This window comes from Clostridium rhizosphaerae (assembly GCF_016765585.1).
GTDB lineage: Bacteria > Bacillota > Clostridia > Clostridiales > Clostridiaceae > Clostridium_AT > Clostridium_AT rhizosphaerae.
The window spans coordinates 512464-527055 of record NZ_JAESWC010000001.1; the positions used below are offsets into that span (position 1 = coordinate 512464).

The 14592-nt window shown below is 32.2% G+C and carries 14 protein-coding genes; 3 read left to right on the top strand and 11 right to left on the bottom strand.

Features of this window, described 5'->3' with window-relative positions; genetic code table 11:
* Nucleotides 1-44: 44 nt before the first annotated feature.
* Entirely contained in the window at nt 45-308 is a 264-nt protein-coding gene (locus JK636_RS02495; RefSeq protein ID WP_202747251.1) for a hypothetical protein, read from the bottom strand.
* Nucleotides 309-499: 191 nt separating this feature from the next.
* Here JK636_RS02495 and JK636_RS02500 point away from each other — a divergent pair, with 191 nt between their 5' ends.
* From JK636_RS02500 to JK636_RS02510, 3 genes are all read left to right on the top strand, one after another.
* Nucleotides 500-1264: a DeoR/GlpR family DNA-binding transcription regulator gene (locus JK636_RS02500; protein ID WP_202747252.1), complete on the top strand. Its 765-nt coding sequence runs from the start codon at nt 500-502 to the stop codon at nt 1262-1264.
* A 241-nt stretch (nt 1265-1505) separates the two neighbouring features.
* Entirely contained in the window at nt 1506-2738 is a 1233-nt protein-coding gene (locus JK636_RS02505; protein WP_202747253.1) for an MFS transporter, read from the top strand.
* Nucleotides 2739-2877: 139 nt separating this feature from the next.
* A complete protein-coding gene (locus JK636_RS02510) occupies nt 2878-4170 on the top strand; it encodes a PHP domain-containing protein (RefSeq protein ID WP_202747254.1) in 1293 nt (430 codons plus the stop codon).
* A 91-nt stretch (nt 4171-4261) separates the two neighbouring features.
* On the opposite strand, the gene JK636_RS02515 is transcribed toward JK636_RS02510, so the two are convergent.
* From JK636_RS02515 to JK636_RS02560, 10 genes are all read right to left on the bottom strand, one after another.
* Nucleotides 4262-5272 carry a WG repeat-containing protein gene (locus JK636_RS02515; RefSeq protein WP_202747255.1) on the bottom strand — a complete coding sequence of 337 codons (1011 nt, stop codon included), beginning with the start codon at nt 5270-5272 and terminating at the stop codon, nt 4262-4264.
* Nucleotides 5273-5516: 244 nt separating this feature from the next.
* Nucleotides 5517-6110, bottom strand: a complete 594-nt coding sequence (locus JK636_RS02520) for a hypothetical protein (RefSeq protein WP_202747256.1) — start codon at nt 6108-6110, stop codon at nt 5517-5519.
* 12 nt (nt 6111-6122) lie between these two features.
* The gene (locus JK636_RS02525) at nt 6123-8567 is read right to left on the bottom strand and encodes a glutathionylspermidine synthase family protein (RefSeq protein ID WP_202747257.1); all 2445 of its coding nucleotides are present in this window, start codon (nt 8565-8567) and stop codon (nt 6123-6125) included.
* Between the two features lie 14 nt (nt 8568-8581).
* Complete coding sequence (locus tag JK636_RS02530) at nt 8582-8920, bottom strand: hypothetical protein (protein WP_202747258.1); 339 nt, start codon at nt 8918-8920, stop codon at nt 8582-8584.
* The gene (locus tag JK636_RS02535; protein WP_202747259.1) at nt 8901-9554 is read right to left on the bottom strand and encodes a hypothetical protein; all 654 of its coding nucleotides are present in this window, start codon (nt 9552-9554) and stop codon (nt 8901-8903) included. The genes JK636_RS02530 and JK636_RS02535 overlap by 20 nt, the downstream gene beginning before the upstream one ends.
* A complete protein-coding gene (locus tag JK636_RS02540; protein ID WP_202747260.1) occupies nt 9541-9936 on the bottom strand; it encodes a hypothetical protein in 396 nt (131 codons plus the stop codon). Before JK636_RS02540 ends, JK636_RS02535 begins: the two co-directional genes overlap by 14 nt.
* Nucleotides 9937-10015: 79 nt before the next feature.
* Nucleotides 10016-11488, bottom strand: coding sequence for a flotillin family protein (locus JK636_RS02545; RefSeq protein ID WP_202747261.1), 1473 nt, complete (start codon nt 11486-11488; stop codon nt 10016-10018).
* 23 nt (nt 11489-11511) lie between these two features.
* Nucleotides 11512-12120, bottom strand: coding sequence for an NfeD family protein (locus JK636_RS02550; protein ID WP_202747262.1), 609 nt, complete (start codon nt 12118-12120; stop codon nt 11512-11514).
* A gap of 379 nt (nt 12121-12499) precedes the next feature.
* Nucleotides 12500-13306 carry an alpha/beta hydrolase gene (locus JK636_RS02555; protein WP_202747263.1) on the bottom strand — a complete coding sequence of 269 codons (807 nt, stop codon included), beginning with the start codon at nt 13304-13306 and terminating at the stop codon, nt 12500-12502.
* A gap of 89 nt (nt 13307-13395) precedes the next feature.
* Nucleotides 13396-14508 carry an amidase domain-containing protein gene (locus tag JK636_RS02560; protein WP_202747264.1) on the bottom strand — a complete coding sequence of 371 codons (1113 nt, stop codon included), beginning with the start codon at nt 14506-14508 and terminating at the stop codon, nt 13396-13398.
* Between the last annotated feature and the right edge of the window lie 84 nt (nt 14509-14592).

Below are 14592 nucleotides of genomic sequence, written 5' to 3' on the forward strand. Positions count from 1 at the left end.
TAATTTGTCATATTGACAATTATTTATCGCTTATGTTTTTATAACTACTTTTTTATATTATCAAACACTTTTTTAACTAATTCCAATTGATTCTCTCCTGCTTGGCAGCTTGAGAATTTGACCTCATTGTAAATATCTATCATTTCATCCAAATAAGCATTATTTTGTACATTTACTTTAGTTTCACCCTTTAACTCTGTAGCTGTCATGTAGGTCTTATAAATTCCAGCCTTTTCTGTTACTTTTTCAAAGTCTTTGAAAGGATTTAAAATCTTTTCTCTTAAACTACCCGATAATAGCACATCCACTACTTGCCCCAAGATCAAAAGCCAAAAATTGTGAACTGTCCCCAGCACACTAATTTACGAGTTAAATGCGGATTATATATGTTGTTATTACTAATTTTGTGCAATATTATGGAATTTTTTATAAAAATACTATATAATTTTTATAGTTTCAATTTTATACATAATCCTATATGAATATTGAGGTGAAGCTTTTGTTAGCTCAAGACAGATATAAAAAAATAATAGATTTACTAGAAAGAAACCATTCAGTAAAGGTTTCTGACCTTACTCAGCTCTTCGGTGTATCCATTGAAACTGTTAGAAGAGATTTAGAATATCTAGAAGCTGAGGGCTGCCTTAAGAGAGTTTATGGCGGTGCAGTCTTAGAAAAGATTAATATAAAAGCGCCAGTTTTAAACATAAGGAAATATGAGAACATAGAAGAAAAGCAAGAAATTGCTAATATTGCTATGCGTTATATTACTAATGGCCAATCAATTGCATTAAATGAGGGCACTACAACCTTTGAAATCGCACGGGCAATAAAGAACAATTTTCAAAAACTTACCATAGTTACTAATTCCATATCCATAGCCGCTGAGTTATCGGATATGAATAAATTTACAGTTATACTCTGTGGAGGAATTTATAAAAGTGATGAGTTTTGTCTTGTTGGTGATTTAGCTCAAGATAATATTTCTAAGTTCCACATAGATACAACATTTATTGGAGTAAGTGGTATTTCTTTAGAAGCTGGCTTTACGGACTATAGATTTGATGAAATTCAAATTCAAAAAAGAATGATTGAATCATCAAACAAAGCAATATTAATAACAACTAGCAATAAATTTGAAAAATCAGCACTAATGAAAGTATGCGATTTAGATAAAGCTGAAATTGTGATAACAGATTCTAAATTAGAGCCCTGTTTATTAGATAAATATAAGAAACATGGAGTTACTATTGTAAATAAATAGAGCAAATTTAAATTCAATTATACAGATGCAGTGATTTTGTATGTATTATATACAAGATATTACTGCATTTTATTTTATATTTTTTAATAAAACCAAAAATTGCTAGAAAAGTTTAACTATATTATGCTTTTATTTTTGTTAAAATCCACAAGAATACACAATACAAATCATTATTACTTGACATTGCATATAATACGTATTATTTTATAAGCATAACACATAAAATGGAGGTACAACTATTATGACAACATGTGCCATAAAAAAATGGCAGCGTAAGATTTTTGTATTATGCTGGATAGCCTATGCATCTATATACTTTGGGAGAGTAAATATCTCAGTAGCTATTCCTGCAATACAAAATTCTCTAAATTTGAGCAAAGCTCAGATAGGTATTATTGGCAGTTTATTTTTTTGGATTTACGGCGCCGGGCAATTAATTAATGGATATATAGGTGATAAAATAAGTAGTAGAAAATTTATGTTTATAGGATTATTTGTAACGGCTGTTTCTAATATTCTTTTTGGATTTTCTGCAAGTCTAATAATAATGTGTTTATTGTGGTCAATCAATGGATATTTTCAGTCAATGATTTGGGGACCAATGGTAAAGACATTATCACATTGGCTGCCAGAGGAAAAACGAAGCAGTACAGCAGTAGCTATATCAACATCTATGGTTGGAGGGTACTTATTATCCTGGGGACTTTCCGGGGCAATAATTTCACATTCCAGTTGGCAATGGGCCTTTTGGTTGCCAGGCTCAGTGATACTTGTCTATTCTTGTATATGGTATTTATGTATTAGGGATCATCCTAATGATGTGGGGCTTCAGTCGCCTAATGACCAAATAAGCAGTACTGTTGTTAAATCTAGTAAAAACTCAGAATCTTTGTTAACTATTATTAATAAATCAAAGCTATGGCTAATAGTTATAGCCTGCTTTGCTCAGGGAATTATCAAAGATGGTATCGGACTATGGGGCCCAACCTTTTTAATGGAAACCCATAAAATAGATATGAAATCCACTGTTGGTTTAATTATGTTTATTCCTATTATGAATTTTTTTGGAATACTTGCTGCGGGATGGCTTAATAAAATATTTAAAAACGAAGAAAAAATCCCAGTAATTATCCTTTTTTCATTTAGTATGGTATTAGTTTTTCTATTGGTTAAACTAGGTGGAATTAGTATTATTCTAGCTGTACTACTTCTAGGATTGATTTCTTCAATGATGTATGGTGCTAACACTCTGCTATTAGGTATCGTCCCTATGAAATTTGCTAAATATAATAGAGTTTCTGCTATTGCCGGTTTTCTTGATTTTTGTTCATATGTTGCCTCAGGCCTTGCAGCTGCCCTAACTGGTTTTATAGTGGATTGGTGGGGATGGAATGGTATTTTAATCTTTTGGATAGGCGTATCACTAGCAGGCTTCATATCACTATTCATTAGTCTAATGAATAGTGATAAATAAAATATCGTAATCCATAAAAATGATGAGTTTATAAGAAGCCCTATGAACTAGCTAGTATTTGTTAAAAAATGCCAGTAGTACTGGAATCAATTCAATAGACTGTTTAAAAACCAACTAATATTTCTAGGAGGATGTAATAATGAGAACTGAGTTACAATGCTATGATATTTATCCAAAGGTGCTGTTAACTAAAAAGAAAACAGTGATTACTATTGAAACACTAGATGAAAAATATAATTTTACTGGGGAAAATTATATAGTTAAGATTGTTCCAGTAAACCAAATAATGAATCATGAATTTACAATGGAAAACACTATTGATACTAAGAATTATGATAATAAACTTGTATTTGAATACGAGTTTAAGAAAGAGCAGGAATATTATATTCGTTTATACAAAAAAGATAACTTAGTCCTTGGTGACAAAGGGATTCTTCAATTATCAGTTTATGCTGTAGAGCAAGATTTATATGAAAGAATACCTTTAAAGGGAGATCTTCATGTTCATAGCTGCAGGTCTGACGGAAAAGAATCTCCTGCTATAGTAGCATGTAATTATAGAAAACAAGGCTATGACTTCTTTTCACAAACAGATCATGGACAATATAATCCATCTGTTGAAGCTATTAATTCATTTAAAGATGTTAAAATTGATTTGAATATAGTAAATGGTGAAGAAGTACATTCTCCCGATAACTATGTTCATATTATTAACTTTGGTTCAGAGTATAGTGTTAATGATATATACAGAGCAGACGAGAAAAAATATAGAAAAGAAGTAAATGAAATAATGGAAACTCTAACAGAACTTCCAAAAGATGTAGATAGATTTATATATGCTGCGTGCGTATGGGTATCCAACAAAATAAGAGAGGCCAATGGGCTTTCAGTGTTCTGCCATCCGTTCTGGATTTCAAATACATATAATGTTACTCCAGAAATGTCAAGAGAGATATTAAATAATGGAGTATGTGATGCATTTGAGTTATTAGGTGGACAAACCGTGCACGAAAATAATATGCAAGTAGCTCTATATAACGATATTATGATAACACAAAAAAATAGAATTCCAATACTGGGTAACAGTGATTCACATGGAACTATAAATGCTACATGGTTTGATATAGCTAAAACAATAGTATTTGCACATAAAAATGAAAAAAATGAGATTATAAAATCTATAAAAGATTTATATAGTGTAGCTGTTGATTCACCAAAAGGAGAATCTTATAGAGTTTATGGCTCATTACGTTTAGTAAATTACACAAGATTTTTAATGGAAAACTACTTCCCAATTCATGATGAAATATGCATAGAAGAAGGAAGATTAATGAAAGAATATCACTTAAAGAGAGACGGAAGCAAGGAAGCATTAGAAAAATTAAGCGGCAGATGTGATAAACTAATAAAGAAATATTTTGGGGTTATTTAGATTATAAAAAAAGTGGTCAGTCAAGACCACCCGTAGGGAACGTGGATAGATCTGTGTAAATTCAAATCTATTTACGTTCCCTATTCTTAAACTATTCAACCTTCCAGATATACTCCCCTTTTTTATCAATATATCTTGTTCTATTTTCAAATAAAACTTTAGAAGCTCCATCTATAAACTTAGATACTTCATCAAAAACAGGATTTATAACAAAGTTTTCTTCCATGTCTATAAAGCCCCATTTGCCGTTAACTTCAACAGATATTAAACCTTCACTTACAACGTCAACATTATCATATTTTACAGCTATAACTTCTTTACCTTCTTTATTAATAAAACCATATTTATCTTCTATAGCAACAGCTGCAAGACCTTCATAGAAGCTGTCTGCCCAATCGTACTTAAATTCTATAACAGTTTTTCCTGAAGCATTTATATATCCATATTTATTGTTCAATTCAACTGCTGCTAAACCTTCGCTGAAATCATTAACTAAAGAGTACTTAGGCTTTATCACCATTTCTCCTTTATTATTTATATAACCATAATTTCCATTTACCTGAACAGCCGCCATTCCTTCACTGAAACCATGTGCATAATCATATTCAGGTTCTATAACTATTTTTCCGTTTTTATCTATGTATCCAAGCTTGCCGCCAAGCTGTACTAGAGCTAAACCTTCGCTGAAATCATAAGCAGCTAAATACTCCGGCTCTATAACAATGCTGCCTTCTTTATTTATAAATCCCCACTTATAGCCTATTTGTACAGCAGCAAGATCTTCCGCAAAACCATTAGCCTCATCATATACTGCTTTTATTTTTAGGTTACCCTTCTCATCTACAAAGCCTTTTTTACCGTTAAGCTCAACAACTGTGTAACCTTCACTGTACTCAAATACATCCTGAAATTCCTCTGAACTAACTATGCTGCCTGCTTTGTCTGTAAAACCAAAATTGTCTCCAATTCCTATAACAGCCAGTTCTCCATAGAATTCCTCACCATATTCAAACTTTGGTTCTATAACTATTTTCCCTGTGTTATCAATATATCCATATTTTCCATTAAGCTTTATTGGATATAAACTTTTATTATCAGCCATTTAAAATTCTCCTTTCAGTTGAAACAATAGGTAGTTTAAGCCCCTCATTAACCCATTAAGGTCCATTTAGGACTTCAACACCTTAAGTTGTTATATAATATATTTTTAGCATACCTTGCTGTCTTATATATTATTCTTTCTATATTTAAGTCCTATGACAATAATACATTATCATTGATTAAAAGGTCAAACTTTTAGCAAAATTGAAGCTGCCCGTATCATTTTAATACAAGCAGCTTTAAAACTAATCTCCCAAGCTAAGCTCACCCACATCCTTAATCTTATCCTTGCTTGAATAAATTATATAGTAGTAATGAGTCTTAACATCCTGATCCTTTTTATAAGTTCTTTTAAATGCTCTAACCTTGCCTTCAAGATTTTTATACTGAGAATTTTGTGCTTCATCTGTATACACTATATTAAAAAACTTTTTAGTAGCATCAATAGTATCTGAAGTCTGTCCGTCCTTTTCAGCCTGGAACCTTACATGAACTATATTATTCAAAGTGCCGGTTCCTGCATAATAGCCATCTAGATTTACTAAATTAGCCTCCTCCATAAATTCTTCTCCGGTTTGAGTGTAGCCTTCTAACGCCTCTACGTGTATTACCTTTTGACAACTGGATAACGCACCAACTGAAAACATTGCAATAATAAACAGAAAAAATCCCGCAAAGGCTAATGAGATCTTATTATTATTCTTTTTTACAGTCTTACTTCTTTTTTTAGGACTGTTTTGCTTTAGGGTGTTAGGATAATAATCATTTCTGGGACTACTTTCCTTTAATGCATTAGGATAATAACCATTTCTTGTACCTTTATAATATTTCCCTTTCAAAAAAATCCCCCTCTATTCTATAAATGCAGGAGTATAAATACATAAGTTTTGTGTTACGAACTTGCCAAGCCTTGTATATATTCCCGCAAATTCAGTTCCCGTTACATAAGCTCCAAAAATAGGATATAATACATCCTGAAACTTATCTATATTATCATGAACAGTATAGTCAACATTAAGAGTATGAACTCTTCCCTGATATATATGATTTTCGTCCGGTATGTCCTTAAGCTCAAAAGCTAAATCTATGCCTCTTCCTTCTCTTGAAAGTATGGGCTTTACAATATAATCATAAGTTTCAAGCTTTTCTACATCAAGCGAAGTCTTTGGTATATATTTTGTTATAAGACGGCTTTCCTCTTCATTATAGAAACCTTGATTTAAAAACTCATACATAACTGCAAAAAAAGCCTTTGACTGTGAAATAATAGTATGAGTCGGATTTATGGACAGTGTATTTTTAAGCGCTTCTTTTAAATCTGTCATCCCTTCTAAATCAAACCAATCCAGCGGATAATATCTATAAACTGCATCCAGCTCTTTATTAAACAATGATATCTTCCCGCTATCAGACACGGTGCAGTCATATATAGTGCCAACAACAAATTCAAAAGGCAGCTCTTTTAAAGTTTTGTACAGGGTATTCGTAGTATACCAGTCTTCGTAGTAAGTACTTGATAAAATACCTATGGTTTTTATGCTGTGTACCTTTGAATAATCCTCCATTATCTTTGTAAATTGCTTTATTATTTTGCTTTTAAGCTCCTCATTTGCACTGGACTTATTTATATTAAGTTCAGCTTTCATAATATTATCAATATAAAGGCTTTCAATAAGTCCTGCTGGAGTTTCTGAGTTTATCTCAAGAAGCTTTAAATTTCCGGAGAAATCTATTGCCCAATCCATTCTAGCTAAAAACACAAATTCCTCTGTAAACTTATACTTTAATATTTCCTTTAGATTCTCTATACCTAATATATCTGCAAAATAATCTATATTGTTGTATAAAAGAGATTGTGTCTTATGCATTATAGAAGCCATTTTGCTAGTTGCCTCTTTAAGCTCCTCATACTTATTCTTTTCTAAAGTAATATAGTCAAGTCCTACATATTCAAAATTCTTTACATATCTTCCTGTAAAATCAGCCTCAAACATAGCCCTTTCAGTAATCTTATTCCAAAGCTTTTTTCGCTGTTTTTCGTCTAAAGCAGCAGAGTTTATTTTAACTGCATCACTCTTTATGCCTATAGGAGTAATCCAGGTATAGTCGTCCGTAGTCAAATAATCACCGCTCCAGCGTATACAGCAGCCTGAAAGTTCATTATCAAATATAAAGCAGCCTATATTGGCAAAGGCTTTTGTAGGAATAACAAATTTCCCATCGGGAGTGTAGTAGGAATCACTTGGCTTAATTTCACAAAACTCTTGTATTATAAAATCCTTGCCACTTTCTAAAACATATTGAACACTTTTCTTCCATTCTTCTTCTGTATGAAGAGAGCCTATAAAAACATCTATACTGTATCTTCCATACACCGGTTTAAGTACAAGCTCGTTTTTGTGCTCTAATATATAATTTATCTTGGACTTATCAAATAGTTCTGTATGAGGTAAGGTTGCCGCTATAATTTCCATTTCAAGCTCAGTCAGCCTTTTATCCTTTGCCTTAGTCAGCTGCCAAAGATATGTGTAAAGATTTTTGCACTGTCCAATTATAACTCTAGCATCATTAGCTATATCTACTCTGCCTTTTTCAAAGACCTCAAGTATCTTATCAAAGTCATTTATTTCATAAGAAAACTCTGTAGGAAAGAGTCTTAAAATAATATCTATCTGTCTTTTAAAACCATATACCTGCTCATTTTCTACATAAAGATTTTTAGGTCCTACTCTTATGAACTCTACATTTTCTCTCTTGAGCTCCTTTTCCAAAAGATACATTATATGTGCCTCTTCAGCATGACAAGGATCTGATAGAAGAGCTATGGTATAGTTTTCTTTATGAGGCTGTGCTTTTAGAAGTTTTTCAAAGGCCTTTTTAAACCTATCTCTATATTCAAGATTTATATTATTATTAGCCTCCATTTCTCCTGTAGCTAATATTTCTCTTTGAGCACAAGGCTTGTCATAATTGAATTCACTGTAGAAAACTCCGCCTTTAGCTCTAATAAAGCTGTCATATCTTACCCAAAAAGTATCTCCTAAAGGTCTTTTTAAATTTAGTATTTTATCCTTATATTGAAAGTCAGGTATAAAGCTCTGAAAATCCTTAAATTCATCGGTTATATTAGACATAATCCTATATACAAGCTTATTTAGTATTTCAGAACTGTCTTTAAATTCCTTGTACTCTTCCTTTGAGATATAAAAAGGAACAGTACAATAGATATCTTCTTTTCTAGTTGAATGAATCATATAATAATCAAACAATAACTTGTCTGATAGTTTTCCGTACATAATTTAACCCCTTCTTAACTTGAAGAACTTGATAGGTGTACTCCTGAGTATCCACTCTTTGAACCGGTTGAAGCAGTCCAACTTTTCCATCCTCCATTTGATATGGATTCATTGGAATTATTTATTGAGTAGCTGTGGAATATGAATGGAGTATGGAATCCCCCTCCACCAGACATTATTATTGGACTTCCGCTATTTTGCTGTTCCTGCTTTTGCATTTCCTCTTCATCAACTACTACCTTAGGCGGCTTTTTTTCACAGCCTGTTTCAAAAAGAGGATTTGCTAGTACCATAGATACTACCATAGCAAGAGCTACTGCCTTGGACTTTCCTTTATTCTCTTTTTCGCTCATTTAATATCTCCCCTATATCAATCATGTTTACAGTAAAATCATTTTCTTTTAGATAATCTAAATAGCACTTTATATCTTCTTTTATATCTTTATCATATAAAAAACTAACTGATCTTTTGTTTAGTTTCCTTAGCATATCGATATCCGGCATCTCTTCTTCAGTTATTTCATACTGATTATTAAAAACCATAGGATTATTTATATCCATACCATTTATATATCTGTTCTTATCAAGTATAAAAGCCCAGCTTATTGGTTTTATAGGCTCAATTACATCCGCTGCTCCAACGAGTGTTTCAATAAGTCTATTATCTCCGACTATGCCATAAGGATGAAAAAGGAAGTTATAAGACAGTATAGGACAAACCCTAAATTCATTGTTTAATACTACTGCCGTATTAATACCAAGCATGCTGTCTACATCTGCTATTAATATTCTATCTTCCTCAATATTTTCCTTTAAAGCCTTTCTAAGCTCATCTTTTATTTTAAAATCCTTATTTAAGTTTAACTCAAAGTCCTCCATATATTTTGCCGTAACAAAGGGTGAAGACTTAAACAAATATTCAAACTCACAAGAATTAGCAGTCCACTTTTTATATATTAGGTACCATTCTACATTACTTAATCTCATAGTGTGTTCCGCCCTCATGAACAAAAGCAATTACAGGAAAAGTAGATACTATATGAGTCAGCCCTTCTTCCCCGGAAACTATTATGTTATGCTCGTTAATAGCTTTTACCACTCCATTAAATTCAATTTCAGGGCTTGAACTATTATAAGCCTTTTCTGAATAGTATATATACACAGGCTTAAGCATATGATAGCCTCCAGCATAATCTCCATCATAAACTATAGAAACCACATTAGTCATTGGTATAATATGTTCATAGCCCTCATGGTCTTTTACAACAAGATTATGGCCTGTAACCTTTATTATATCTCCCTTTAAAGTCACCTCTGGATTGCTATCATTATAGCTTCTAATTGAATTATATATATAAATATTGCACATAGAACATCTCTCCTTCAATAAACTTTTACTTTTAAAATGCGTGACATATGCGTCACGCATTTTATCATTTCTTATTCAATTATTTTTCTTCTTTTTTAGTATCCATATTTTCTATCTTTTTATTTAATAGATTCATGATATTAACTCCTGTTAATGCCTCAACAGTTTCTGGAAGCTGTGCCATTATATCAGTAACATAGCCTGTAACCTTGGAAGCCCCTTTTCCTTCACCGTTTCCGCTGTCAAGAATAACAATTTTTTCAGTTTTAGATAATGGCTCTGCAACAGCTTTTGCAATTTCAGGAAGCTTTTCAATGATCATTTGAGTCATAGCAGCATCGTTGTAAAGCTTAAATGCTTCTGCTTTCTTAGCCATAGCCTCAGCTTCAGCCTTACCTTTTTCTCTTATTATATCAACCTCTGCCATACCTTGAAGTCTTAAAGCTTCGGATTTTGCTTTACCTTCAAGTTCTATAGATCTTGCTCTTGCTTCTGCATCAGCAATTTCCTTATACTTTACAGAGTCTGCAACTTGTACTTGTCTAAACTTATCAGCTTCTGCCTGCTTTTTAACTGTAGCTTCAAGTTCTCTTTCTTTTCTTAAAGCTTCTTTTTCAGCAAGTTCTATTTCTCTTTCCTTCTTTGTTATTTCAACTTGTACTGCGGCGTCAGCAAGTTCCTTTTCTTTAAGCTTTCTAGTGATTTCAACCTGCATTTGAGTTTCAGTAACTTCTCTTTTAACTTTGTTAGATTCAATTTCGTAAGCAAGGTCAGAAGTAGCCTTTGCTATTTCCTGATCTTTTCTATAAGCCTGAACCTTTAATTCTTTTTCCTTATTTGACTCAGCAATTTGAGTTTCTGATAAAATCTTAGCAGCCTCTCCAAGTCTTACAGCTTCTGCAGTTTTAATTTTTGTTTCTTTGTTCGCTTCTGCTTCAGCAATCAAAGCATCTCTTTTAACTGCTGCTATTCTTGGCTTACCAAGTGCTTCTAAATATCCATTTTTATCTGCTATATCTTTAATAGTTAATACCTTAAGTTCAAGCCCCATTTGAGCTAAATCAAGAGCTGCAACTTCCTGTGCATGAGAAGCAAACTTTTCTCTGTCCATATATATTTCTTCAACTGTCATCTTAGAAACTATTTCTCTAAGCTTACCTTCAAGTACATTTTTCGTTGTATGCTCAATTACTTGAAGAGTATGCTGAAGTCCATTTGAAGTATTAAACTGTTCAGCAGCTGACAAAATAGATTCAGTGTCCGACTTTACCTTAACAACAGCAACACCATCAGCTATTATGCCAACACCTTGACTGGTTAATGCACCATCAATACGAGTTTCTATTTGCATGTTTTCAAGTGAAATCTTATCTGTTCTTTCAAGCAGCGGAACAACAAATCCACCACCGCCTGTTATAACTCTTTTTCTAAGTCCTGTAACAACTAAGGCTTTGTCCTGCGGAACTCTCTTCCACATTGAAAATACGCTTAGGATTAATAGTATTATGACCCCCACTATTATTCCTGGAATAATAAGATTTGTTAAATCCATTTTTAAATCTCCCCTTTTTATAATTAATTTTTATAATTTAATGGTTCAACATAAAATAAGTTATTTTTTATTTCGTATATTATTACATCTTCACCTTGTAAGACTTCTTTTTTAGCTATATGCTGAGCAGGAGCATTGTACTTCTTGCCATTTACTACATAGGCTATAGTACCGTACCCTTCTTCAAGTATCGGCGATATAACCTTTGCCTGCATCCCAATAAGCTGTTTTCTAGAGAAGGCGCTTGTATTTTGTGCTTTATAAAGAGGTACAACTATAAATTTATAAAGAATAAATGCTACTATTAATCCAGAAACAATAGCCATGACACATAATATTAACGCATTTAAATTATAATGAGTACCTATCATTCCAATTCCGCCAAAAACGGTAAGGAAAGAAACTATAGTTATAGGCTTTAAAGGAAACACTGCAAAAGTAGGGGGAGTCCCGCTTCCTTCTACATGAGTATCTAAATGTCCATGTCCTCCAAAATGAGCATCAAAATGCGTATGCATATTTGTATCTACATGGCCGTCGATATGAAGCAGCCCAAAAAGTCCGCCCATTAAGGAAGTAACTACGGTATAAATAACTCCTACCCAAAAAACAATAGTATACAATTGACTCATAAATTCATAAGCACCCCTTTCTTCTTCAATTAATTAAAAAAATTGTAAGTCTTCTCTATTTTAGTATAACATACTTTATTAGGTAATTTTTATAAAATTATCATAAAAGTTTAAACCTTCACAAAGTATATTGCTACTTTCAAATAGGGTTATCAAAGGTTTTGTAATATACAACATTGCATTATATAGTTATTAATAACTTTTTATATGTTATAATTTATTATAACATATGTTACATAATTAGCAAATTCTTGAAAGACTAATTATGTTGAATTTAAACAATGAATTCTCCTAATAATAAATTTATTTATTATTATCTTGTTAAGACTTTAATTATCTCACGCTATCTCTTGAAATCATCATAAATTACTAAATATTTTTATTTAGAAAACATATATATTAAAAACTTGTCAAACCGCTCTGCCCAATCTTTCTCATTGTGCTTTCCTTCGTTAACTTCTAAATACATAATTTCTTCATTCGGCTTAAGGCCCTTTTTATTAAGCACTGATACCATATCTCTTGCATCATCAACCATATCAATTACTCCATTATTATTCCTATCACTTGTTTCCTCTGCCGTACCTGCATCAATCCATATTTTTAAATCCTTCTTATCACCATTATATTTTTCTATTTCCTTTATAATTTCACAGGAGTTCCACCAAAATGATGGTGAAATCGCTCCTATCTTTTTGAAAACGTCACTATAATTCCAGCCTATATAAAATGAAATCAGACCACCTAAAGAAGAACCAGCTATAGCAGTATTATATCTATCCTTTAATGTCCTATAGTTGCTGTCTATATATGGCTTAATCTCTTGAATAATAAAGCTTGCATAATCTCCCCCTCTGCCGCCGCTTTTAAACTTTTCTACGTAACTTGTCGTATACTCATTTATTCTTCGCTCATTATTATAAATTCCAACAATAATAATATCTTGTATTTTATTTTCCTTAATAAGCCTGTCTGTAGTTTCTTTAACCCTCCACTTAATATCGCTTCCATCATCTATACCTGTAAAAAGATTTTGTCCATCATGCATATAAAGTACAGGATAGCTTCTGTTATCATCTTCTTTATAAGATTCAGGAAGATAGACTGCTATATCTCTTTTATTATTCATAATTCTAGATTCAAAATTCTTTATAAATACAACTTCCGAACCATCTGTTTTATGCATATATTTTCCTCCTAACCGGTTATAATTATCTTCTATTATATAACAAAACAGCAGTTATGCTAAAAGTTTACTTTAGCATAACTGCTATTTTAATAGTGTACACGTACAAGCCAGAATTTTATTTTTTTATCACTCCAGCCTAAGTCCCAAGGCACATTATATCTATCTGTATTATGACAAGTAACTAAGGTATAACCTCTGGAATCAGAGCCTGTTACCATAGAAATATGAGTTATATCACCCTTCTTTTCATAAGCAACAAAATCTCCGGGCAAAAGTTTGTAGGAAGCTTTATAAACCTTATCATAATCTCCGTAAGCAATTAGCGAGGCTCTTCCGCTGTATAGCATATACCTCTTAAAACCATCTGCATTTAACCAAGCTCTTGTGGCACCTCTTCCGTCATAATTCCAAGCGCCATTCTTTTTAAACTTAGCCCCTTCAAATAAAATTTGAGAGGCAAAATTAGCACAATCTCCTCCCTGAGGATTATAATTTCTATACTTTGGATTATACTTAAATCCATACTGTTCCTCGCTTGCTGCGCCACAAAATTGCCTAGCATAATCTACAGCCCTTATTCTTCTTTCATTTAATTGCTCTGAGTCTCTGCTTCCCTGAGATAAAATATGCTGCTTTATGTTATCTGCTTTAATATTATCTAAATTTAAGGAATCGGCAAACGGATCATTATACCACTCTTTTTCTATAATCCATGCTCCATCCTTATTCTGAAGATTTATAGTATGGTATGTTCCAATTCTTGATGTGTTGATAACTTCCGGCTGATTTTCATAAACGTATTTATACTCAGTAGAACAAATTAAATATGATGAAAACCTGCTTCCGCTCCCACTGATTTTTTTAAATACTACTTTAGGATTTATTTCAATAAATTTAACACCTTGCTTTTCTGCCCAGTTTCTTACGTATTTAACCTTTCTCTGCTCATATTCATACGCCCAGGTCCCATATTTAGTATTAGTGTTATACATAGATTGAATAAATTCTAAGTCTCCATCAATTATAGCCTTGCTTTTCTTTTGAAAGATGTCTTCTATTGCCTTTTTAGCTTCTTCCTTATCTGATGCCTTTGCAAAAACCTGATATTTTGCCCACATAGTGGTCAATGGTAAAATGATAGCTATTATAATCAAACCTGTAGTGATTTTTTTAAACTTATTATGCTTAGAAAAGTTCATATATTAATACTCCTTTTCCCATAGATTTGAAATTAATTATAATAATGCTATTATAATGCTTTTATTATTCCCTCATTATCCTAA